We start from the raw sequence: 22,286 nt of genomic DNA, 5'->3' as shown, positions 1-22,286 counted from the left end.
CAGGATCGCCATGATGTGAACGCACGGTCGGCCAACCGGCCGTGACACACGGTCACGGCGCCCCCCCCGGGATGGCCTTCCGCGCCTTTGCGACGGCGCCGGTGACGCGGTGCACGTACCGACGCAGTACTCCGTAGACGGGCTTGTCGTTCATGGCCTTGATCACGCCGATGGCTTCGAGCGCGGCTTTCCAGTTGCCGTGCGCAAACGCCGGGCGTGATCTACGCAAGCAGCAGGTGCCCGTGATCGTCGAGCACGGCCCGCACCTCGGGTACGTCTTCGAAGTCCTGGAGTCGTCGGAGGACGACCCGCGCGCGCTCTGCCGTGCGGTCGCTCGCAAGGTCGCCGGACGCCTCGATGACGGCCTGCGCCTCCGTGGCTGCCGCTTCAGGTTCACCACCGTCGGCGAGAGCCATCGCAAGCCAGCTTCGGTACAACGCCACCTCTCGCGTGTGCGTCGCGTCGTACCGAGCGAGCACGGAGGTCAGCATGGGTACCGCCCGCAGCGGTCGGCGTAGCTCGGTGAGCGCGCGGGCGACCGGCCCGTTGATGGGCTGTGCGACTCGGCTCGCTGCCCGCAGGCCACCCATCACTCCCGTCATCGCCCGGTCTGGGAGAAGACCGTCGAGCAGAACAAGGTGTTCATCGGGATGCTCGGGCGCGGGCAGAAGGATGAACGCGCCCGGCTGGAGGCGCAGTTGATCCGTGCGGAGAAGGTCCTCGCGGACATCGACGCCGCCAGCGGGAACCCGACGCCCGCGGCCGGGACGGAGGACTGAGCTGGGACGCCTGACAGCAGAGACCCGCGCCCGGAACGAAGCAGCGATCCAGGCGGCGATGGGCGGCTGCTGGCCGGAGCTATCCCGCCAGGTGGCGGGTGCGATCTCAAGACCTTGGCGGCCGAGGCAGGGGTGACTCGCACGGGCTCCTATCCGAAAGGAGAACGGCCCGGCCCCTATCAGCACCTCGCGGAGGAGTTCGAACGGCGGGTGAAGGAGGCCCAGGCCGCCGGGATCGTCATAGACTCCAGGGCATCCCAGATCGAGAGGTTGAAGGCTCAGGTCGCCGAGCTGAAGGAACGGGTCGCCGAACGGGACGCGGATCTCGTCGAGCTCACAGCCTTCAAGAACCTCGCGATCTCCCGGCTGGCCGCCCAGCACCAGGAGATCGAACAGCTACGGGAGCAGGCTGCCGCAGCTGACAACGTGCGGCGTTTGCCCGCCGCCCGCCCCGGCTCAGCTCCCTTCGGATCGGGCAGCTGAGCACAGACATCGGTACGCGATGGTGCACGAGGAAGTCGGATGCGACAGGGGACGTTCGGGTCCCGGCGAGATTTTCGTGAAGCTGGGATGTGCCCCCCTGTGCCGGTAGCACTCCGTCATGGGTAGCGGGACCCGCGGCGGATGTGATGACTTCGTACGGATTATGTCTCCGCACCTGGAGGCGGTGCGGGCGGAGCGAGTGTGGGTGGCAGCGTGTTCGACGAGGTGAAAGTCGCAATTATCCCGCGGCCTACTGCCTAACCGTCCATCCTGGACGCATGACTTCGACCGATCCCGCGAGAGCGAAGGAGCCGCCGACCATCACGGCGGTGACACGGCGTGACATCTTCAAGTACCTGCGCGGGATCTCGCGTCCCTGGTGGGGCGAACTGGACGAGGTTACGTTCCTGGAGGGCCTCTACGACCTGGACCGAACTCCAGTCGGCGACAGTCAGTTTCCGACTGTCCGTGCCGATATCCAGCAGCACCGGTTCAACAACGATGACCTGCCTGACGACTGGATCTTCGAGGACTCCCGCTTGGAGCTCGCCGAGGGGCCGGACGAGGTGCTGCTCAGCTTTCTGGCACGGGTGGTCCACCCTGAAGTGGCGGCTGACGTCGAGGAGGCCACAAAACACGTCGAGGAACTGAACCTGCTTCTGGCGCCGGACGGATGGGGTCTGTGTGCGCACGAGTTCCTCTCGGGCCGGCCCCTGTATAAGCCGGTACGAGTTCCGCCTAGTGGCCCGTTGGTCCCGCTGCCGCTGGAGGACGAGGACACGGGCAAGCTCGACCTGGTCCTCGGCCAGGCCTTCAGCCTCTTGGACTGCGCTGGCGAGGAGACCGCACGCGACCTGCTCCGCACCGCGGTCCTGACCCTCCGTCGTGACGGCGGCTTCTTCCATCCCATACCTGGTGACAATTGGACGGATGCCACCTACGAGGCGGTCCTGACGGTGGAGCGCGAGCTTCTGCCCACCTGCACCCCGGAGGCGAAGGAGGTGGTTTGGCAGACGTTGCGGTCCGTGCTAATCCAGCTCGGGCGCATCGACGTCCAGGACCTCGTGGTCGATGGCGACACCCGTCCGCTGCCCAACATCCCACCGGACTGGCGGACCCAAGCCGCAGCGCCCGCCACCCCCACCGTTCGAGGCATCCGGCTCTCCTTCTCCACCACCGAGTTCGATGTCACCCGCAGGAACTTCACCGACCTCGAGATCCGCGGTTCGCAGGACAGCAACGGGTTCCACTACCTCTACGACACCCGCACCAGCCGGATGATCACCGACTTCGTCCTCGACGACCGTCCGCAGGTAGCGACCCTGTGCAGCGTCACCATCATCAAGAAGGGCGACACCTTCACGCCGAGGATCAAGCTCTGGAAGAAGGACAAGAAGAAGGCTGGGGAAGTCTCCACCACACAGACAGCGCCTGAGACCGGGACCACGCGGGCCGTCAAGGCGCTTGTCGACACCGGGGACGTCCACGAGAACTTCTGGAAAGTCATCAACTTCCTCCAGGGCTGCACTGACCTGAGCACACCCGGCAGTTCCCTCCAGCTCGTGGCCGGCGACGAGGCCCAACTGGCCCAACTGCTGACCGGCCAGGACCGGACGACGGTTCTCGGTGCGGTCAGGACAGCCATCGGCGGCGGACTCACAGAGGAGGACATCCGGCTGATCAGCAACCGCAAGGAACAGCTCCAGAGGTTCGAGCGACTGCTGACCGATCCGGACTACTTCCGGCAGGAGGAGAGCCTGGCGACGACACGCGGGGCGGAGGCGGTCTGGCAGGCATTTTTCGAGGCGAATCAGTGGATATTCGGCTACGGCCTCAACCTCATCGCCTGCGAATCCATCAACGACGGCAAACTGGAACGCATCACCACCGGCGCCAACATCTTCGGCGGAGCCGGGAAACGCATCGACGCCATCATGCGTTCCAAGGGCCTGATCAGCAGCATGCTCTTCTGTGAGATCAAGACCCACGACACCGAACTGCTCTCCAAGACCCCGTACCGCGCGGGCGTCTACCAGGCATCCAAGGAACTCGGCGGCGGTGTGGCGCAGGTGCAAAAGACGGCCAGCAAGGCCCAGCAGCTCATCTCCAGCCAGTTCCTCACCCGGATCTACGAGGAAGACGGCGCCCCGACAGGCACCGAACTGTCCACCACCCGCCCGCGACAGGTCGTGGTGATCGGGAGCCTGCGCGAGTTCACCCACAACGGTGCTGTGAACCCGGAGAAGATGAGCTCCTTCGAGCTATACCGGACATCCATCCAGGACGTCGAGGTAATCACGTTCGACGAACTCTACGAGCGGGCCTGCTTCATCGTCGAGGATCACTGAGGCGGACCGCTGCCAGGGCGCTCGCTGACACTGCGACTACCGGTGACGGAGTGTTACCGGCGCACGGGGGCTCATCCCGGCTTCACGGAAATCTTGCCAGGGCCACGCTCGGTGGTATGCCCCCCTCCATGAGGAGGGGGGCGGCTGCCATCTGGAGCCGGCCGCGGTGGGCGGCGAGTGCCCGGAGGCGGCCTGCCACGGCGTCCGGGCCCAGGGTGGCCAAGGCCCACAGGGCGCTGAGGCGGCGGCCGGTGGACCAGATGCCGGTGGTGGGTGGCCGGAACGAGGCCACGGCGATGTTCTGAACCGTGAACGGGACGGGGTCGAGATAGGTCATGCCACCGGTCCCGCACAGATACGCGCGGGCACCGGTCGCCGCGGAAAGGTCCGCGAGCCGGACGGAGCGGCCCGGCCGGGCCGACAGACGGCTGCTGGTGAGGACCTGGCCCTCCCAGCCCAACAGGTCAAGCAGGACGCGGGTGGAGGTCTCGGCAACCGTCGCGGTCTTGCCGGTGCCGAATGCATCCAGCACCGGATCCAGGGCCTCGGCGAGGGCGCGCCAGTGAGGGCTGGCCCCATAGTGCTGCCGCAGCATCCCCTCGGTCCTGCGGCGGGCCAGGTCCGGGTCGTCGATCACGGCGTCGCGGACGAGGGTGGGCCGTCCGCTCGGCAGGCGGGTGGGGATGGTAAGCCACTGCTGACCGGCGGGGTCGTCGAGGTTCGCAAGGCGGGCTCGGTGCTGGTAGTCGCGGCGGGTGAACTGCACGTCGTCCAGGACGATCCAGTAGTCCGCCGCGCACAGCTTGGCCAGCGTGGTCAGCCGGGGTAGGAAATTCGGCTGGTGGATGGCACACAACCCGCCCGGCTCGGGCAGGTCAGGGGTTGATGAGGCGGCTGGTGAAGCCGTCGCGGATGAGGGACTCGTACGCTGCATGCACGTCCTCCGGGACCTCCTGCTCGATGGCGAATCCGAGCTTTGGATACTCGATGACCCGCTGGAGGTCGCCGACGAGCATGTCCAAGACGAGTTTCTCGTCGCCGATGGACTTCAGATAGTCGTCGAACTCCAGCGGCTCCGACGCGCAGAGGATCTCGACGTCGGGCCACAGCTTGCGGGCGGTCACGAACGACCGCCTTTCCATATAGGGCTTGGAGACCAGCAGCACCGACGCCGGGTTGATGCCTGCGGCAACGAGGAGCTCACGCGAGAGGCTGATGTTCTGTCCGGTGTTACCCGCGTTCGGTTCCAACAGGATCGCCTCGGCGGGGACGCCGAGGTCGATGGCGTGCTCGCGGAAGTGGACGGCCTCCCCACGCGGGAAGACCTTGGCGGTGGTGGGACTGTTGCCGCCGGTGAACACCAGGGTCGGGAAGAGCCCGGAGCGGTACAGCTCGGCGGAGTGGGCCGCGACGCCGAGGTCGTGGCTGCCCAACCCGATCGCCACGTCGACGGGCCGCAGCTCGTGCTGCATCTGGTGGTAGTTCCAGATCAGTTTGGCCTGGCGCCACTGGTCCTCGGTGATGCCCTGCTGGTCGTTGCTCACGCGTTTCTCCCTGGTTCATCGTTGCCGGGGGCTGACCGGCCCTTCGCTCATGGCCTTGATGCCCTCGATACTGCGCAGTTGGTGCACAAGTCCGTGCTGCGCGGCCACCTTGGCGGCCTGGTCGAGGACGAGGAGTCCATCATCCCGGGTCGCCGCATCGGAGAGCAGGATGTGGCCATGAGCGGTGTTCAGTCGCACGCGTTGCATCGGTGAGTCGGGCGTCCCGCTGCTGCGGGCGATGTCGATGAAGTGCAGGGCCCGGGTAAGGTCGCCGGCGCCGCGGCGGGCGAGGGCGAGTTTCTGGTGGGCCACCGACCAGTCGTCCGGTTCGGTGAGGTCCTCGAAGTCGCGGGTCGCCACCTGCATGACGCGGGTTGCGTAGTCGTGCTGGCCGTCCTTGCTCAGCGCGGTCCCCACCCACAGCCTCGCGCGGGCCCGGTCACGGCGGGAGAGCCGATCATCGACGGCGAGCGTCTCGTAGTTGCGGGCGGCGATCTCCAGCTTCCCGGACATCTCGGTGACGACCGCGAGGGACAAGTCGAGCTGGGCGACGCGGCGGGGGATATCGAGCTGAGTGAAGGCCGCGTGGGCGCCGGTGTAGGAGTGCTGGGCGGACAGCGGGCCCAGGACAACGCCCTGGTCGCGCTTGAGGTCGCCGAGCAGGGCGGTGGAGCGGGCGAAGAGATACAGGCCCTTCTCGTCCAGCTCGGGGGCCTTGAACCGGCTCAGCCACCGGGTGAGGAGGCTGTCGGCGAAGGCGAAGTTCTGCCGGGACAGGGCGACCACGACGCGGTCGAGGTCGTCGGCCCAGGACTCGTACTCCCAGGCCCGGGGGCCGGAGGCGGTGACGCGGCGTCGGCCGGCGTTCTGCACCGGGCTGGTCATCTCGGACAGGAGCGTTTCGAACCGCAGGTGGACAGCGGCGTCCGCGCGGCCGAGGGCGGTGTCGAGGATGGCCTGGGTGTCGGGTCTGGGCTCGGTGTCAGCGAGCTTGCTCTCCCACTTGGAAACGGTCGCGACGGCCAGGCCGAGCTGCTGGGCGAAGGCCCGCACGCTCAGTCGCAGGGCGAGCCGCAGGGCCCTGGCCTCCAGGCCGGTCCAGTGGTGCACGGTCGCCACGCGTCACTCCCTTCCACCGGTCATCGAAGCAGATCCGTGCAGTCGGCGGGACGGAAGTGGAACGGAAGTAGAACGGCCGGTGATTGGCCGCGAGTTGGCCGGACGCCACGATCAGAGCGTCATCACTTGTCGAGTCTTTTGGACGGTCCTGAGCATGGAATCCCTCACGGAGCATCGCCCGGTCAGCGGCCCGGTCGTTTACGGCTTCCTGCGGCTGGTGCGGGTCTCCCAAGCGCGGCAGGACGCCCTGGTCGCCTCGCTTGCTGAGTACTGCCGCAGCCACGAACTGCAATTGTCCGGCGTCTTCACCGACCGCGACGCGTCCGCCGGGCCCGCCTCAGCGGCGTTCACCGGGCTACTGGACGTGCTCGCACTGCCGGACGTCTACGGCGTCATCGCCCCGGCTATGTCGCACCTGGGGCCGAAGGCCATAGCCGCTGAACGCGGGCGGCGGATCGAGGCGGTCGGCTCGCGGCTGCTGCTGGTCCGCAAGCCCCGCACGGCCCATCACTCCATCTCCCGCAGCGGTTCCGTCCGCCGCCGTCACCCCGGCACCACCCGCGTCCTGGACGCCGAGTCATGAGGACCACCGTGATGACCAACACGACCCAGCAGTTCTTCGACGCGCGGCCCGAGTCGGTCGGCCAGGCACGGTCCTTCACCTCTGAGGCCCTGGCCGACTGGGGTCTGCCGGACCGCGCCGAGGATATCCGGCTCTGCGTCTCCGAACTCACCACCAACGCCCTGGTACACGGCACTGCCCCCGGACACGGCTTCCTGGTCAAGCTCAACGCCGACGAGGATGTCGTACGCCTGGAAGTGCACGACAGCCGAAGCCAGCACCCGGAAGCCCGACAGGCTGCCGGCACGGACACCTCCGGACGCGGGCTGATCCTGGTGAACGCGCTTGCCGACGGCTGGGGAGTCGAGGACCGCGCTCCGGTCGGGAAGATCGTCTGGTCCTGCTTCAAGGCCAGGGGAGGCACGACAGCATGAGCGTCCTGCGCACTCCGCCCGGCCCTGAGCTGCGGCTGCTGGTGTCGCTCGCAGCCTGGACCTGGCCCGGCACCCGCCCGGACGGCCGCGAGATCGCGCACATCCTGATCACCCACACCCCGGCCCTGCCCGGCTCGGGCACCGCTGAGACGGCCGAGGCCCGGATGCGGCGGCTGTCCGCCGGCCTGGGCGGCCTGGCCGGCGCCCGGGAGGTCATCCCGGAACTGGAGCGCTGCCTGCAGATTGTCGGCGACCAGGTGCTGGTGCACTTGCCCGGCGCCTCCCGGCGGCTGCGGCTGCCCACCCGTCGGTCCTGGACCGAACAGGTCGCCCGTAGCGGTGAGGCAATCCTCCTACTCGGGCTGGCCCCCCTGCCGCAGTCCGCTGGCGCCGCCGAGGTCGACGCCTACCTGGATGCAGCGCTCGCAGCCGACCGGCTGCTGTTCGGACGCGCCCGCACTCGCTGAACCCGCATCTCCTCGCACGACCCCCGGACGGAACGGATGAGAGGGCACTGCCATGGAAACCTTCGAACGCGCCCGGCTGGACGCCTACTTCGCCCGGATCGCCGCCCAGTTCGCCCCGGGTGAGGAGACGGCGTCGTTCCTCATCACGCACCTGCTGGCCGAGCGCCCCGCGTTCGTCCGCGCTGTCGCCGCGATGACCCGGCTCACCGCGGTGCTGCCCAAACCGAAGTCCGTCCACCCGGCCGCGAAGCGCGAGGTCGAGCAGACGCACGTGGTCGACACTCTCACCCGCGAAATGTTCGCCCAGGCCGACTACGCTCTGGACTACTTCGAATCCCGTGCCGCCGACCAGACGGTCACCCTGCTGGACGTCGGCGGCTACTTCGCCCCCAGCCTCGCCGAGGTCCACAGCCGGTTCACCGGCCAGCTCGCCGGGGTGATCGAGGACACCGAGAACGGGCACCGCCGCTACGAGGACCTCGATAAACTGCCCTGCCCCGTCGTCTCCGTCGCCCGCTCCCCGTTGAAGGACCCCGAGGATTTCCTCGTCGGCCAGTCGGTCGTCTTTTCCACCGAGGCCGTCATGCGCGATCGCGATGACATCCTCCATGGCCGCCCCGCCCTGGTGATCGGCTTCGGCAAGCTCGGCAGCTCGATCGCCCGGCTCCTGCATGCCAAAGGCGTCCAAGTCACCGTCTTCGACATCGACCCCGTCCGCCGCACCCAGGCCCTCTCCCAGGGCTTCGCCGTCGCACGCGACCGCGAAGCCGCCCTGACCGGCGCCGGCCTGGTCCTCTGCGCGACCGGCGCCGTCTCCCTGCACGGCGAGGACTTCTCCCACCTGCGCAACGGCGCCTACGTCGCCACCGTCACCAGCAGCGAGGACGAACTCGACCTCGCCGGACTCCCCGCCGTCTACACCCGCACCCAGGTCGGCGACCACGTCACCCGCTACCAGACCACCGGCCACTACTTCTATCTGGCGAACGGCGGTAACGCCGTCAACTTCATCCACGGTGCCAGCGTTGGGCCGTTCATCTTCCTGGTCCAGGCCGAGATCCTCGCCGCGATCAGGATGCTCACCCGCGGCGACCTCGCCCCCGGCATTCATGAGGTCCCCACACCCGACCGCGAAGCCATCGCGGCGACCTGGCTCTCCTACTTCAACAGGTGATCACCATGACCATCACGGCCAGCCACATCCGCACCACTATTGCCACCTACCTCGACGAACACCCCGAGGACAAGCGCGAACTCGGCGTCGTCCTCGGTCTCCTGGACGACCGCGACGATCTCACCAACCGCAAGACTCTGCCCGGCCACGTCACCGCAGGGGCCGTCCTCGTCGGCCCCGACGGCCGCATCCTGCATATTCTCCACAACGTGACCCAGAAGTGGCTTTTGCCCGGCGGCCATCTGGAGCCCTCGGACGAGACGCTCCTGCAGGCCGCCGGCCGCGAACTCGCAGAGGAGACCGGCATCCTGCCTCACGTCGCCACCCCGCACGGTGAGACTCCGCTCCACATCGACATCCACCCCATCGACGCCAACCCCGCCAAGGGTGAGCCCGCCCACCAGCACTTCGACTTCCGCTTCCTCTTCCGCACCACCGCCGACATCGGTGAACTCCAGGCCGAAGAAGTGTCCGACGCTGCCTGGCGAACGGTCGGCGCCCTCCATGACGAGAGGTTGGGCCAGCGCGTCGCCCAAGCACTGCGTTGACCCCAAGGTCGGCCGCCCCTGCGCCTGCGACCCCGGACGCGCGCGGGGGCGGCCTCCCAGCCCGTCCAGCGACAGGCCACCAAGGGTGACCTTCGTCACCTGATACGGTGATCATTGCCATGGAAAGCGACACGATGGACCGTGCCAACGGGGCACGGGCTGGAGCAACCGCCGCCCCGTAAAGCGACACGACCTGCATGGGACACAGTCTCTGCGGCGACAACGGGCTGGAAGCACCACGACCTCGGCCAAGAAGGCGCCGCCCAGCGTTACTCCCAAGTCGGCTACCAGCCCGCCGACTAGGCAGACTCGCACGGCCATGCCGCCTGCATGATGCGCGCTCTCGTTCACCAGGCCCTCAGCCTCAAACAGCCCCACCACTGCATCGACCTCGCAGAAGCCGCGCTCGCTGCCGGGCTCGGCCACATCGACGGCGAGACCGAAGCCCTGCTCCACATCACCCACGCCCGCACCTATGCCGCCACCGGCGAGCGACCACACGCCACCCGCGCCCTACTCGCCGCAGAAGACGCCCGGCTCCGCGACGACGGCCCGCAGTCCAGCTACTCCAGCGGCCCGGACGCCGGCACCGTCGCCAGCCACACCGCCTGCACCCTGACTGACCTCGCCGACCACGGCACCGAGCAACAGCACCGCGATGCGCTCACCCGCTGGGACCCGGAGAAATACAAGCGTGTCCACGACCTCACCTACGCCGATCTCGGCGCCAGCCTGGCCGCAAAGCCCGCGCCGACGAGGCCGCCGCTGCCTGGAGCCCAGTTGGTGGTGCTGATGGAGGGCATGACCTCGGACCGCACCCGCAAAGCGAATACCTTGCTTTGGCCCACCCCGGAGACCTACCAGCGGCGCAAGGTCCCTGGAGCCACCGAACTTGCCCGCCGAGCAAGGTAAGCACTCGCTTAACATGCCCAACAACCCGGCCGACGAAGGGATCACCGTGGCTCAGCATCAGACCGAGGACCAGCCCAAAGCGCTCAAGCCTGCCCTCAACTCCATGACCCTGCTGGTCGCCGCCGTCATCGTCCACGACCAGGCCACCAACCGCGTCGTCCTCCTCCAGCGCAGCGAGAACGCCAAGTTCGCCCAGGGCATGTGGGACCTGCCCGTCGGCAAGAGCGAACCCGGTGAGCCCATCACCGACACCGCGGTGCGCGAGCTATACGAGGAGACCGGCCTGACGGTGAAGCCGGATTCCCTCAAGGTCGCCCACATCATCCACGGATCATGGGGAGTTGAAGCACCCAACGGCTTCCTCACAGTCGTCTTCGTTGCCCACGAATGGACCGGCGAACCCGAAAACCGTGAACCTCGCAAACACGCCCAAGTTCGTTGGGTGGATGCCAGGGCCGTCCCCGAGGAGCTCGTCGACACCACCGCCAGTGCCCTTCACCGATATCTTGGCGACGGTCCGCAGGTGTCCCTCGCTGGTTGGCGTCAGTGAACACTCGCCTCTCTGCGAAACCCGGCGACGGCAATGGCTCCGAGGAGCCGATTGTGAGCCATAAGTAGTTGGCCCGCTGCGCTGCCTGCAACACCATCTCTGAGGCCAAGGGCAGTCTCTGGGCAGGCATGAACGAAGTCGACTGCAGTCAGCCCGCATTGTTCTGGCGGCGTCGGGGAAAGGGGGCGCCGATTGTCCTGCTCGTTGGATCTCCTCGCTTACCAGGACTACGGGGGATTGCCTCGAACGAGAGGTACCAGTCGGCTTCCTGTCAGGTGTGCTTGGGCAATGGCTCCTTGCGTTCGTACTCGACGATGACCTGATCGGGATCCAGGCTGGCGAGCCACCGCTTCAGCCCAGCCTTCAGCCGCCTCATTCCAGGCTCGATCTCCACGGTGCAACCGGAGCCAAGCAGCATGTCGTGCAGGTACAACGCCCACACGTTTTCTGAGGCGGGGCGGGTGCCCCAGTCCTCACGTGGGACGGTTCACCAGGTGTGCACTTCAGGTGGCCGACAGGAGCGCGTGGGCGTGGAGGTGACCTCGTGAGGGCATGCGGCCTGAGCAATGAGTGAAGGCCGCCACCCGTAGGTGACGGCCTTCACGTCGTGTCTGACGCTAAGTCAGGGATTCCATCGTCCAGTGCACACTCGGTGCACAACGCAGCGGAAATCAGCCGGGAACCGTGAGAACTCGCGAGGAGTCTCTCCGCAGGTCGCGGTACGTTTCGGGTGACCTTTCACAGGTCACCCGGACCCACTCTTTAGATGTCGAAGTAAAGCTCGAACTCGTGCGGATGCGGTCGCAGCTGGATCGGGGCGATCTCGTTCGTGCGCTTGTAGTCGATCCACGTCTCGATCAGGTCGGACGTGAAGACGCCGCCCGCCTGCAGGTACTCGTTGTCCGCCTCGAGGGCGTCGAGGACCGCGGGGAGGGAGGTCGGGACCTGGGCGACGCCCGCGTGCTCCTCGGGGGCCAACTCGTAGAGGTCCTTGTCGATCGGCTCCGGCGGCTCGATCTTGTTCTTGACGCCGTCCAGGCCGGCCATCAGGAGCGCCGAGAACGCCAGGTACGGGTTCGAGGACGGGTCCGGCGCGCGGAACTCGACGCGCTTGGCCTTCGGGTTGGAGCCCGTGATCGGGATGCGCATGGCGGCCGAGCGGTTGCGCTGCGAGTAGACCATGTTGACCGGGGCCTCGAAGCCGGGGACCAGGCGGTGGTACGAGTTCACCGTCGGGTTGGTGAAGGCCAGCAGCGACGGGGCGTGCTTGAGGATGCCGCCGATGTAGTAGCGGGCGATGTCCGAGAGACCGGCGTAACCCTGCTCGTCGTAGAAGAGCGGGTTGCCGCCCGACCACAGCGACTGGTGGACGTGCATGCCCGAGCCGTTGTCGCCGAAGATCGGCTTCGGCATGAAGGTCGCGGTCTTCTCGTTGCGCCACGCGACGTTCTTCACGATGTACTTGAAGAGCATCAGGTCGTCGGCCGCGGCGAGCAGCGTGTTGAACTTGTAGTTGATCTCGGCCTGGCCGGCCGTGCCGACCTCGTGGTGCTGGCGCTCGACCTGCAGGCCGTTCTTGTCCAGTTCGAGGGAGATCTCGGCGCGGAGGTCCGCGAAGTGGTCCACCGGCGGGGCCGGGAAGTAGCCGCCCTTGTAGCGGACCTTGTAGCCGCGGTTGTTCTCGACCGCACCGGTGTTCCAGGCGCCGGCCTCGGAGTCGATGTGGTAGAAGCTCTCGTTCGCCGACGTCTGGAAGCGGACGTTGTCGAAGACGTAGAACTCCGCCTCGGGACCGAAGTACGCAGTGTCCGCGATGCCGGTGGACGCGAGGTACGCCTCGGCCTTCTTCGCGATGTTGCGCGGGTCACGGCTGTACTGCTCGCCCGTGATCGGGTCGTGGATGAAGAAGTTGATGTTGACGGTCTTGTCGCGGCGGAACGGGTCGACCCGGGCCGTCGACAGGTCCGCGCGCAGCGCCATGTCGGACTCGTGGATGGCCTGGAAGCCGCGGATCGACGAACCGTCGAAGGCCAGCTCCTCGTCCGGGTCGAACGCCGCCGCCGGAATCGTGAAGTGCTGCATGACACCGGGCAGGTCGCAGAATCGGACGTCGATGAACTTGACGTCCTCGTCCGCGATGTACTTCTTCGCGTCGTCGGCGTTCTGGAACAACATCCAACTCCTCCTACTCCCGCCCGGGGCTGGGCGGGGTTGCAGCTCGTGGTGCGGCCAGTGCGGTGGCACACGCTGGGACCCGACCATAGGGACGGGGCATTTCTCAAGCGTGACCCATTTGTTTCGCCGAAGTTAACCGACGCGCCCGCGTGACGGGGCTCACCGTGGCGGTCCGGGGCTCTGTTCCGGGCCCTGCGGCACCCCGGCCGCCCCTGTAGAAGAAGGGGCGCAGTACCTTTGACGGGTGGACAAGAGGCAAGCAATCGGATCGTGGCTGTCCGGCCCGCGCGCGGCCGCCGAGGACGCCGGCGTCGACTTCGGGTACCGGGGCCAGCAGCTCGGCCTGCCCGAGGAGGGGCCGGGAGCGATCGCCCGTCCCGGCCGCCGTATCGGCGCCCTCGCCGTCGACTGGGGCCTGTGCATGCTCATCGCATACGGCCTGTTCGCCGGCGGTGACCAGCAGGCGATGGGCAACTGGGCCCTCGGGATCTTCTTCGTCGTGAGCGTGCTCACCGTCGGCACGGTCGGCTGCACCCCGGGCAAGGCCCTCTTCCGCCTGCGCGTCATCGCGGAGGGCGGCGGCCGGCTCGGCGCGGGCTGGGTCCTGGTCCGCAGCATCCTGCTGTGCCTCGTCATCCCGGCCCTGATCTGGGACCGCGACGGCCGAGGCCTGCACGACCGCCTCTCCCGCGCGATTCAGGTACGGATCTAGCCAGCGCGATCCAGCGATTCAGGTACGGATCTAGTCAGCAGTGCGATCCAGGTGCGGATCTAGGACGTGTGCGTACGGACCGGCCCACTCGTACGGACCGGCCCACTCGTACGGACCGGCCCACTCGTACGGCCCCGCCACGCGTACGGCCCCGCCAGGCGCCCGCCTCCGCGCCCGCCTCCAGGCATGAAAAATCCCTCCCGACCGAAGCCGGGAGGGAGGACAGGCGCCGCCTCCGTGGAAGCACCGCGAAAGCGGAGGGTGCTACTTCGGGCCGCCGCGAGGCATCCGCATGCCCTTCGGCATCGGCCCCTTCGGCAACGGCATGTTGGACATGAGGTCACCCATCGCCCGCAAGCGGTCATTCGTTGCGGTGACCTGCGGGCCGGTGAGGACGCGCGGGAGCTTCAGGAGCGTCGTGCGCAGCTTCTTCAGGGAGACCGTGCCGTCGGTGGTGCCGACGATGACGTCGTGCACCGGGACGTCCGCCACGATGCGCGCCATCTTCCGCTTCTCGGCGGCCAGCAGGCCCTTCACGCGGTTCGGGTTGCCCTCGGCGACCAGGACGATGCCTGCCTTGCCGACGGTGCGGTGCACCACGTCCTGGCTGCGGTTCATCGCGACCGCGGGGGTCGTCGTCCAGCCGCGGCCGACCTTGTCGAGCACTGCGGCCGCCGCACCCGGCTGGCCTTCCATCTGCCCGAAGGCGGCGCGCTCGGCCCTGCGTCCGAAGACGATCGCCATCGCGAGGAAGGCGAGCAGGAAACCGAGAATGCCCAGGTAGATCGGGTGGCCGATCAAGAAGCCGATCGCGAGGAAGACACCAAAGGTGACGATTCCCACAGCCGCGATGATCAGGCCGATTTTGGAGTCGGCCCGCCGGGTCATCTTGTAGGTCAGAGCGATCTGCTTGAGTCGCCCTGGCTCCGCGGCCGCATCCGCCGCGGTGGATTCCTTCCTCGCCATGCCGTGAAGTCTACGTGGCTCCGCGGGCGGCTACGACGTGCGGGTGGTCACGGCCTCTTCGAGGACGCGCAGGGCGTCGACCCGGTCCTTGGCGCGGCGCCGGTCTTCCAGTACGGAAGTCCAGGCGTTGCGCCGTGCGGTGCGCTGGCCGCCGCTCATCAGCAGCGACTCGACGGCGCGCAGGGCTTCGGAGACGGACGGGATGGCGGTGGCGCGAACGGGCGCGGCCTGCATGATGGGGCCCTCCTGGGGAGCGGCTCGGGTGGGGGGAGCGGCTATGGGTAAGGCTGTACGTGCGGTAGTACCAGGGTCACTGATTGGTGTTACCAGGGCGTGTCCAGGCGGTCAAACACCGATGAAACCCTGACGCCGGGCCCCAAAACGCTGACGCGGCCCGTACACCCCCGTCACCTGCGGGATCGTGCGGACCGCGTCGTTGCGGGTTCTACTAGCGGGTAGTCACTTGTGCGCGGATTCACACGGTGCGTGCGTGCCCGGCATGTGCCGCCGTCACAGCGCCTGCGCCATGCCTCGAAGGGTTGGCGCGCCAGCCCGAAGGGTCAGAGCGCCTGCGAGGCCACGTACGCGCCCCGCTTCTCGATCGCCATCTGGTACAGGCGGCCGGCGCGGTACGAGGAGCGGACCAGCGGGCCCGACATGACGCCCGAGAAGCCGATCTGCTCGGCCTCCTCCTTCAGCTCCACGAACTCGGCGGGCTTCACCCAGCGCTCGACGGGGTGGTGGCGCGGCGTGGGGCGCAGGTACTGGGTGATCGTGATGAGCTCGGTGCCCGCCTCGTGCAGCTGGCGCAGCGCCTCGCTGACCTCTTCGCGGGTCTCGCCCATGCCCAGGATCAGGTTGGACTTGGTGACCAGGCCGGCCTCGCGGGCCTTGGTGATGACCTCGAGGGAGCGCTCGTAACGGAAGCCGGGGCGGATGCGCTTGAAGATGCGCGGCACCGTCTCCACGTTGTGCCCGAGGACCTCGGGGCGGGACGAGAAGACCTCGGCCAGCTGGTCGGGGTCGGCGTTGAAGTCCGGGATGAGCAGCTCGACCTTGGTATAGCCCTCGGCGCGCTCCGCCGTCATCGCGTGGATCTGGCGCACGGTCTCCGCGTACAGCCAGGCGCCGCCGTCCTCCAGGTCGTCGCGGGCGACGCCGGTGATCGTGGCGTAGTTCAGGTCCATGGTGACGACGGACTCGCCGACGCGGCGCGGCTCGTCGCGGTCGAGGGCCTGCGGCTTGCCGGTGTCGATCTGGCAGAAGTCACAGCGCCGCGTGCACTGGTCGCCGCCGATGAGGAACGTGGCCTCGCGGTCTTCCCAGCACTCGTAGATGTTCGGACAGCCCGCCTCCTGGCAGACCGTGTGCAGCCCCTCGCTCTTCACGAGTTTCTGCAGGGCGTTGTACTCGGGGCCCATCTTCGCCCGGGTCTTGATCCACTCGGGCTTGCGCTCGATGGGGGTCTGGGCGTTCCGGACCTCCAGGCGCAGCATCTTGCGTCCGTCGGGTGCGACTGCGGACACATCGGCTCCCTGTTAGCTGGCGTAACTTCGATTCTGCGGCGCACACCAGGGTACGCCCGTGATGTCGTCGGTCTTACTTCCGGCCAACCTCTGGCCAACGGGGTGCATTCCCCGGGCCCGAGGGGCTCTGTCAAGCGGAGGCCGGCTCCGTGGCCCGCTCCCCGTCCGCCGCCGGCTTCTCGACGAGGCGCGGCTTGAGCTCCGCGTTCTCCAGCACGTCCCGCAGGTGCCGCTCGGCGACGGGCAGCACGTCGGCGATGGTGATCTCGCGGCCCAGCTCGTACGAGAGGGACGTCACGCCCGCGTCGCGGATGCCGCACGGGATGATCCGGTCGAACCAGGTGTTGTCCGGGTTCACGTTCAGCGCGAAGCCGTGCATCGTGACGCCCTTGGCGACGCGGATGCCGATCGCGGCGATCTTGCGGTCCTCGCGGCGCTGGCCCGCGTTGGACGGGGCGTACTCCGGGCCGTTGAACCGGGCGTCGAACTCGTCGTCCTGGAGGCGCGGGTCGAAGTCCAGGGAGAGCCCGCCGAGCGCGGGGCGCTGCTCCACCGGGTCGCCCAGGACCCATACGCCGCTGCGTCCCTCGACGCGAGTGGTCTCCAGACCGAACTCCGCACACGTACGGATAAGAGCCTCTTCCAGGCGGCGTACGTGTGCTACGACGTCCACCGGGCGGGGCAGTTTCTGGATGGGATAGCCCACCAGCTGGCCAGGACCGTGCCAGGTGATCTTGCCGCCGCGGTCCACGTCGACGACGGGGGTGCCGTCCAGCGGGCGTTCGCTGTCCTCGGTCCTGCGGCCCGCGGTGTAGACCGGCGGATGCTCCAGGAGAAGGCAGGTGTCCGGGGTCTCGTCGGCGAAGCGGGCGGCGTGCACGCGGCGCTGCTCGTCCCAGGCCTCTTGGTACTCCACGAAGTCCGGGCCGAAGCCCAGCCGGACGAACCGAAACTCACTCACGGCAGGTTCCTCCCTGAACGTTCACCGTGCACATATCGCGCCTCTGCCACTGTACGGGCCCCCTCCGGCGGCAACCTCGGCCCGGGTTCCTCACACGATCGGATGAATGCCGGAGGAAGGTGCGTCGACAGGCTGTGTGGGCCGCTACATTCACGCCGTCCACGAGGCCATAAGGGCTGCTCACAGCAGGTCCGGAAGGCAGGAGACCGCACAGCCGATGACGGAACGACCCCCGCAGCGCACCCCCAACCGCCAGCTAGCCGCGCTCATCGCGGAAGCCGGGTTCTCCAATGCGGGCCTCGCGCGCCGTGTCGACCAGCTGGGGCTCGAGCACGGTCTCGACCTGCGTTACGACAAGACATCAGTGACCCGGTGGCTGCGCGGGCAACAGCCCAGAGGCACCACACCCGCGCTCATCGCCGAGGTCTTCACCAGACGGCTCGGGCGGCGCCTGTCCGCCCAGGACCTCGGTCTCGACGCGTGCGCCCCGGTGTACGCGGGGCTGGAGTTCGCGGCCAGCCCCGAGGAGGCCGTCGACATCGTCGGCGGACTCTGGCGCAAGGACTCCGGTAGCCACGCCGAGCTGCGGAAGATCGCGTTCACCCCGGCCGGGCTCGTGGTGCCGAGCCGGGACTGGCTCATCGGCCGCGCCGACGAACGCGTGGGGCGCGGGGAGGTCGACCCGTCCCACGTCCGCGTCCCCGCTCAGGGGCGCCCCGCTCTGCCCCGGCAGCGGCAGGGCCCCGAGCGCGGCCCGGGACAGCGGGTCAGCAACGGCGACATCGCGGCGCTGCGCTCGGTGGGCGAGCTGTTCCGCGCGCTCGACCACGCCTACGGCGGCGGGCACGCCAGGCAGGCACTGGTCCGCTACCTGGAGCACGAGGCCGAGCCGATGCTCCGCGGGGTCTACGGAGAGCAGGCCGGGCGGCGGCTCTTCGCGGCCGCCGCCGATCTGACCCGGCTCGCGGGCTGGACCTCGTACGACATCGCGGCGCACGGACTGGCCCAGCGGTACTACGTCCAGGCGCTGCGCCTGGCCCAGGCGGCGGGCGACCGGGCGTACGGCTCGTACGTCCTGGTCACGATGAGCCGTCAGGCCGTCTACCTCGGGCATGGACGCGAGGCGGTGCAGCTCGCGCGGGTGGCCCAGCAGGGCGTCGGCTCCGCGGCGCCGCATGTCGTGCAGGCCCTGCTGTACTCGGCGGAGGCGCGCGGGCACGGGGTGCTCGGCGAGGTGCGGGCCTGCACGGCGTCCCTCGCGCGGGCGGAGCGGTCCCTGGAGGCGGCCCGACCCGGTGACGAAGTGCCGCACTGGGCGCGGTTCTTCGACGAGGCGCAGCTGGCGGACGAGTTCGGGCACAGCTACCGCGATCTGCAGCAGTACCGGGCCGCGGCCCAGTACGCCGAGCGTTCGCTCCAGCTGCGCGCCCCCGCCTTCGCGCGCTCCCGCCTCTTCTGCCGGGTGGTCCTCGCGACCGCGCGGCTCGGTCTCGGCGAGCTGGAGCACGCCTGCCAGCTGGGCGCTGAGGCCGCGCAGGCAGCGGGGGAGATGCGGTCCGCGCGGGCCCACGAGTACGTACGCGAATTCGAGCGGCGCCTGGAGCCGTACCGGGACGCGGGCCCGGTCCGCGGGTACCGGGACAAGGTGGCGGCGCTGGGCTGACGCCGGCCCGGGGCCACTCGGACCGGACAGCGTGGATGCGGTGGACGGGCGCCGCCGGGCAGGGTGACAGCCGCCCGGCGGCGCCCGTGCCGATGGGGCGCGGCGGCAGCGGGAGACCGGATGGGTCAGGCCGCGGTGGGCAGTGACTCCTGGGCGTACGCGAAGGTGATGCCGAAGTCCGTCAGGACGGCGTGGGCCGCGCGCCGCCCCGAGTGCAGGGCGCCCTGGACGGTGCTGGTGTCCCGGTGGTCCCCGCAGACGTAGAGCCCGGAGAGCAGGCGGACCGGGCGCCGCACGTCGTGCGGGGGCGGCATCGCGGGCACGGCCTCGCGGGTGTGGTGGACGGCGAGCAGTTCCCAGCGGTGCGTCGGGGTGCCGTAGAGCGCGGCGAGGTGGGTGCGTACGGCGCGCTCGTCCGGTGGCGGGCCGAGGACCGTCGAGGAGACCAGGACGCGGTCGGCGGGGGCGCGCGACGGGTCGACCTGGCTGATGACCGAGGTGTGGGCGACCGGGCCCGCGCGGTCCGCGTCCAGGAGCAGCGCGGCACCGTCGAGCGGCGGCTCGGGCGCGGTGTGGTGGAACACCGTCACCTCGTGGAACGGCGGTACGCGCAGGCCGGGGAGGAGCTCGGAGGCGGCGCGCGCGTCGGTGGCGAGGAGGACGGCACGGCACGGGAACTCCCCGTGCTCGGCGGTCCCGACGGAGCTCGTGGAGACCGAGGTGACGCGGACGCCGGTGCGGACGGTGCCGGGGGGCAGGGTGGCGGCGAGGAGGTCGGGCAGGACGTCGGCGCCGCCCTCGGGCACGCAGAGGCGACCGCGCGCGAAGGCGTGCAGGGCGAGGTCCGCGCACCGGCTTGAGGTGGTCAGGCCGGGGTCGCAGAGCAGCGCGGAGAGCAGCGGGCGCAGAAAGCCATCGATGGTGCGGGAGGGCAGTCCGCGGGCGGAGAGGGCGTTTCTTGCCGGGAGTTCGGGCCGGGTGAGGAGGCGCTCGACGGGCGTCGCGGCGAGGCGGGCCAGGGCGGCGCCGAGCCGGGCTTGGTCGAGGGAGTTGCCGAGGGGGGCGGGGCGGGGCGCCGTCCCGGGGGCGGCCCGCGCGGGGTTCAGGGCGGCCCGCGCGGGGCCGAGGGGGGCGCTCGCGAGGGCGCGCGCTGTCGTGAGTGCGCCCCTCGCGCTCCGTCCGGCCTTGGGCGCGGCGGCACGGTGGTGCCGCCCGTCGCTGTGGACCAGGAGGCCCGGGGCGAAGGGGCGCAGCACGAGGGAGTCGAGTCCCGGGGTGCGGCGCAGTTCCGGATACGAGGTGGTGAGGAGCTGCCCGATCCGGTCGAGCCGGAATCCGTCGACCTTCTCGGTCGACATCCGGCCGCCGACGTAAGGGGCGGCCTCTAGGACCACGGTCGTTACACCGGCGCTGGTCAGCCGATGCGCTGCCGAGAGCCCGGCGGCCCCGGCTCCCACGATGACGACATCCGCATGGTGCGCAGGCTCTGGCACGTGCCCCTCCCGAGGTCGCGCGGCTGATGGGGAGCTGATGCCCCCGACAGCGCTCTGGAATACCCGAGTTCGGCACGAGGGTAGGAGCGGTTCCGGTCAGCGGCACTCGCGCATGCACCGGGCACGGTCGCACACGGGTCGCACGTGGGTGGCGCGGGGAGCCTGCGACAGAAGGCGGACGCACGCTTCCCGGCAGGGGCGTACGCCGGGGACTGTGCCACTGGCACCCGCCCCGCCGCAGCGCCCCGCCGCTGCGCCTCCGCCGCGCCCCTCCGCCGTGAGGTCCGTGCCGCCGCCCGCTCCGCGCCGTCAGCCTTAGACGCCCGGCCGGTTCATTTCAACGCCGACCGGATCGCCTCCTCGATCCCCGGAAACGCGAAGGTGAATCCCGACTCCAGGAGCCGCGTCGGCAGCACCCGCTGGCTGCCGAGGACGTCCCCGGCCATCTCGCCGAGCACCACGCGCAGCGCGGGCGCCGGAGCCGGGAAGAGCGTGGGCCGGTGAAGCACCCGCCCCATCGCGGCCGTCACCTCGCGGTTGGTGAGCGGATCGGGCGCCGTGAGGTTGACCGGGCCCGACAGCGACTCCGTGTCGATGAGGTGGCGCAGCGCGGCCACCTCGTCGTGCAGGGAGATGTAGCTCCAGAACTGCCGGCCGTCACCGAGGCGGCCGCCGAGCCCCGCCTTGAAGAGCGGGAAGAGACGGCCCCAGGCCCCGCCCCCGCTGCCGATCACGAGGCCGTTGCGGGCGATGACGGTCCGGATGCCCGCCTCGCGCGCGGGCGCCGTCGCCTCCTCCCACTCCACGCACAGCGACGGCAGGAACCCCGTCCCCGCGGGGGCGCTCTCGTCCACCGCGCGGCGACCGGTGTCTCCGTAGTAGCCGATCGCGCTCGCGTTCAGGAAGACCCGCGGCGGCTCGTCGAGGGAGGCCATGGCGGTGGCGAGCGCCGAGGTGCCAAGGACCCTGCTGTCCCGCAGCTCCCGCTTGTACGCGTCCGTCCAGCGGTGGTCGCCGATGCCCGCGCCCGCGAGATTGACGACCACGGAGCAGTCGGCGAGCCCGGCCGTGTCGACGTACCCCTCCTTGGGGTCCCAGCGCACCTCGTCCTTGCCGCGGGCCGCTCTGCGCACCAGGCGCACCACGTCGTGCCCGTCGGCGGCGAGCGAGCGGGTGAGCGCCGTACCGATGAGCCCGGAGGAGCCGGCCACGGCGACGCGTGACTGTGTGGTTTCCATGGGTTCCATCCTGCCCCGAGGGGCCGGGACGGCACCTGCCGCGCGAGCCCGGAACGGCGCGTTCCCCGGCCGCCGTACAGTGGCGCCATGTCGGACATGCACATACGCACCGCTCGGCCGGAGGACGACGACGAGCTCGCCCGCCTCGACCGCGCCGCCTGGTCCACCCTGCACGCGGTCCAGCCCCGCCCCGAGCCCCCCTATGAGCCGTTCTTCAACGACCGTTTCGGGCCCCACGACCACTTGGTCGTCGTGCTGGACGGGCGGATCGTCGGCTATGTGAAGCTCGGCTACCCCACTCCGCTCCTGGTCAACGCGCACGTACGACAGATCCAGGGCTTCGTCGTCGCCGAGGAGGTGCGCGGCCGGGGCATCGGCACGCGGCTGATCCGGGCGGCCATGGACGAGGCACGCCGGCAGGGCGCCCGACGCATCACCCTGCGGGTCCTAGGGCACAACACTCCAGCCCGGAAGCTCTACGAGGCCGAGGGATTCGTCATCGAGGGCGTACTGCCCGGCGAGTTCCTGCTCGACGGCGCGTACGTCGACGACGTCCTCATGGGCCGCCCCCTCTGAACGGGAGGGCGGTCCCTCTGAGCTTCCAAGACCTTCCACGGGTGCGCACGCCTCCC

At 69.4% G+C, this 22,286-nt stretch carries 24 protein-coding genes and 1 pseudogene; 13 read left to right on the top strand and 12 right to left on the bottom strand.

The genetic code is table 11. From position 1 onward, the window contains the following. Positions 1 to 221: 221 nt before the first annotated feature. The gene (locus ACFVYL_RS04885) at positions 222 to 416 is read right to left on the bottom strand and encodes a hypothetical protein (protein WP_389712878.1); all 195 of its coding nucleotides are present in this window, start codon (positions 414 to 416) and stop codon (positions 222 to 224) included. A 234-nt stretch (positions 417 to 650) separates the two neighbouring features. Between ACFVYL_RS04885 and ACFVYL_RS04880 the strand changes: the two genes are divergently transcribed. The 3 genes from ACFVYL_RS04880 (at position 651) to ACFVYL_RS04870 (ending at position 3,610) form a co-directional block, all read left to right on the top strand. Beyond that, positions 651 to 779, top strand: a complete 129-nt coding sequence (locus tag ACFVYL_RS04880; protein ID WP_389712877.1) for a hypothetical protein — start codon at positions 651 to 653, stop codon at positions 777 to 779. Between the two features lie 114 nt (positions 780 to 893). After that, entirely contained in the window at positions 894 to 1,262 is a 369-nt protein-coding gene (locus tag ACFVYL_RS04875) for a hypothetical protein (protein ID WP_389712876.1), read from the top strand. A gap of 278 nt (positions 1,263 to 1,540) precedes the next feature. Beyond that, positions 1,541 to 3,610, top strand: coding sequence for a Shedu anti-phage system protein SduA domain-containing protein (locus ACFVYL_RS04870; protein ID WP_389712875.1), 2,070 nt, complete (start codon positions 1,541 to 1,543; stop codon positions 3,608 to 3,610). An 82-nt stretch (positions 3,611 to 3,692) separates the two neighbouring features. On the opposite strand, the gene ACFVYL_RS04865 is transcribed toward ACFVYL_RS04870, so the two are convergent. The 3 genes from ACFVYL_RS04865 to ACFVYL_RS04855 are packed head-to-tail and all read right to left on the bottom strand — an operon-like array spanning position 3,693 to position 6,273. Continuing rightward, positions 3,693 to 4,466: a WbqC family protein gene (locus ACFVYL_RS04865; protein ID WP_389712874.1), complete on the bottom strand. Its 774-nt coding sequence runs from the start codon at positions 4,464 to 4,466 to the stop codon at positions 3,693 to 3,695. 19 nt (positions 4,467 to 4,485) lie between these two features. Next, positions 4,486 to 5,154 carry a YdcF family protein gene (locus ACFVYL_RS04860; protein WP_389712873.1) on the bottom strand — a complete coding sequence of 223 codons (669 nt, stop codon included), beginning with the start codon at positions 5,152 to 5,154 and terminating at the stop codon, positions 4,486 to 4,488. 15 nt (positions 5,155 to 5,169) lie between these two features. After that, complete coding sequence (locus tag ACFVYL_RS04855) at positions 5,170 to 6,273, bottom strand: hypothetical protein (RefSeq protein WP_389712872.1); 1,104 nt, start codon at positions 6,271 to 6,273, stop codon at positions 5,170 to 5,172. Between the two features lie 154 nt (positions 6,274 to 6,427). Here ACFVYL_RS04855 and ACFVYL_RS04850 point away from each other — a divergent pair, with 154 nt between their 5' ends. The 7 genes and pseudogenes from ACFVYL_RS04850 (at position 6,428) to ACFVYL_RS04820 (ending at position 10,920) form a co-directional block, all read left to right on the top strand. Beyond that, positions 6,428 to 6,856 (top strand): hypothetical protein, encoded by a 429-nt coding sequence (locus ACFVYL_RS04850; RefSeq protein WP_389712871.1) that lies wholly within the window; start codon positions 6,428 to 6,430, stop codon positions 6,854 to 6,856. Between the two features lie 11 nt (positions 6,857 to 6,867). Then, on the top strand, positions 6,868 to 7,269 hold the full coding sequence (locus ACFVYL_RS04845; protein ID WP_389712870.1) for an ATP-binding protein: 402 nt from the start codon (positions 6,868 to 6,870) through the stop codon (positions 7,267 to 7,269). Then, positions 7,266 to 7,736, top strand: coding sequence for a hypothetical protein (locus ACFVYL_RS04840; protein ID WP_389712869.1), 471 nt, complete (start codon positions 7,266 to 7,268; stop codon positions 7,734 to 7,736). The genes ACFVYL_RS04845 and ACFVYL_RS04840 overlap by 4 nt, the downstream gene beginning before the upstream one ends. 52 nt (positions 7,737 to 7,788) lie before the next feature. After that, on the top strand, positions 7,789 to 8,910 hold the full coding sequence (locus ACFVYL_RS04835; protein WP_389712868.1) for an adenosylhomocysteinase: 1,122 nt from the start codon (positions 7,789 to 7,791) through the stop codon (positions 8,908 to 8,910). A 5-nt stretch (positions 8,911 to 8,915) separates the two neighbouring features. Then, positions 8,916 to 9,458 carry an NUDIX hydrolase gene (locus ACFVYL_RS04830; RefSeq protein ID WP_389712867.1) on the top strand — a complete coding sequence of 181 codons (543 nt, stop codon included), beginning with the start codon at positions 8,916 to 8,918 and terminating at the stop codon, positions 9,456 to 9,458. Positions 9,459 to 9,677: 219 nt separating this feature from the next. Further along, a pseudogene (locus ACFVYL_RS04825) lies at positions 9,678 to 10,370 on the top strand (tetratricopeptide repeat protein); the annotation flags it as partial. Positions 10,371 to 10,383: 13 nt separating this feature from the next. After that, entirely contained in the window at positions 10,384 to 10,920 is a 537-nt protein-coding gene (locus ACFVYL_RS04820; RefSeq protein ID WP_389712866.1) for an NUDIX domain-containing protein, read from the top strand. Between the two features lie 271 nt (positions 10,921 to 11,191). On the opposite strand, the gene ACFVYL_RS04815 is transcribed toward ACFVYL_RS04820, so the two are convergent. Beyond that, the gene (locus tag ACFVYL_RS04815; RefSeq protein ID WP_389712865.1) at positions 11,192 to 11,353 is read right to left on the bottom strand and encodes a hypothetical protein; all 162 of its coding nucleotides are present in this window, start codon (positions 11,351 to 11,353) and stop codon (positions 11,192 to 11,194) included. A 329-nt stretch (positions 11,354 to 11,682) separates the two neighbouring features. Beyond that, complete coding sequence (glnA, locus tag ACFVYL_RS04810) at positions 11,683 to 13,092, bottom strand: type I glutamate--ammonia ligase (protein ID WP_389713009.1); 1,410 nt, start codon at positions 13,090 to 13,092, stop codon at positions 11,683 to 11,685. 247 nt (positions 13,093 to 13,339) lie between these two features. On the opposite strand from glnA, the gene ACFVYL_RS04805 reads away from it, so the two are divergent. Further along, positions 13,340 to 13,807, top strand: coding sequence for an RDD family protein (locus ACFVYL_RS04805; RefSeq protein WP_361714168.1), 468 nt, complete (start codon positions 13,340 to 13,342; stop codon positions 13,805 to 13,807). Positions 13,808 to 14,071: 264 nt separating this feature from the next. On the opposite strand, the gene ACFVYL_RS04800 is transcribed toward ACFVYL_RS04805, so the two are convergent. The 4 genes from ACFVYL_RS04800 to lipB form a co-directional block, all read right to left on the bottom strand. Further along, positions 14,072 to 14,773: a DUF4191 domain-containing protein gene (locus ACFVYL_RS04800; RefSeq protein ID WP_389712864.1), complete on the bottom strand. Its 702-nt coding sequence runs from the start codon at positions 14,771 to 14,773 to the stop codon at positions 14,072 to 14,074. Between the two features lie 30 nt (positions 14,774 to 14,803). After that, positions 14,804 to 15,007: a hypothetical protein gene (locus ACFVYL_RS04795; protein WP_389712863.1), complete on the bottom strand. Its 204-nt coding sequence runs from the start codon at positions 15,005 to 15,007 to the stop codon at positions 14,804 to 14,806. A gap of 326 nt (positions 15,008 to 15,333) precedes the next feature. Continuing rightward, entirely contained in the window at positions 15,334 to 16,299 is a 966-nt protein-coding gene (locus ACFVYL_RS04790; RefSeq protein ID WP_389712862.1) for a lipoyl synthase, read from the bottom strand. Between the two features lie 130 nt (positions 16,300 to 16,429). After that, positions 16,430 to 17,260: a lipoyl(octanoyl) transferase LipB gene (gene lipB / locus ACFVYL_RS04785; RefSeq protein ID WP_389712861.1), complete on the bottom strand. Its 831-nt coding sequence runs from the start codon at positions 17,258 to 17,260 to the stop codon at positions 16,430 to 16,432. 217 nt (positions 17,261 to 17,477) lie between these two features. Here lipB and ACFVYL_RS04780 point away from each other — a divergent pair, with 217 nt between their 5' ends. Then, entirely contained in the window at positions 17,478 to 18,923 is a 1,446-nt protein-coding gene (locus ACFVYL_RS04780) for a regulator (RefSeq protein ID WP_389712860.1), read from the top strand. Between the two features lie 125 nt (positions 18,924 to 19,048). Here the strand turns inward: ACFVYL_RS04780 and ACFVYL_RS04775 are convergent, their stop codons facing one another. After that, positions 19,049 to 20,416 carry an NAD(P)/FAD-dependent oxidoreductase gene (locus tag ACFVYL_RS04775; protein ID WP_389712859.1) on the bottom strand — a complete coding sequence of 456 codons (1,368 nt, stop codon included), beginning with the start codon at positions 20,414 to 20,416 and terminating at the stop codon, positions 19,049 to 19,051. A 332-nt stretch (positions 20,417 to 20,748) separates the two neighbouring features. Beyond that, positions 20,749 to 21,663, bottom strand: coding sequence for a TIGR01777 family oxidoreductase (locus ACFVYL_RS04770; RefSeq protein WP_389712858.1), 915 nt, complete (start codon positions 21,661 to 21,663; stop codon positions 20,749 to 20,751). Between the two features lie 78 nt (positions 21,664 to 21,741). Between ACFVYL_RS04770 and ACFVYL_RS04765 the strand changes: the two genes are divergently transcribed. Beyond that, the gene (locus ACFVYL_RS04765; protein WP_389712857.1) at positions 21,742 to 22,230 is read left to right on the top strand and encodes a GNAT family N-acetyltransferase; all 489 of its coding nucleotides are present in this window, start codon (positions 21,742 to 21,744) and stop codon (positions 22,228 to 22,230) included. Positions 22,231 to 22,286 lie beyond the last annotated feature (56 nt).

The sequence above is a fragment of the Streptomyces sp. NPDC058308 genome, assembly GCF_042880275.1.
Taxonomy (GTDB): domain Bacteria; phylum Actinomycetota; class Actinomycetes; order Streptomycetales; family Streptomycetaceae; genus Streptomyces.
The sequence above is the reverse complement of the archived record's forward strand: the minus strand, read 5'-3'. Positions and strand labels throughout refer to the sequence as shown.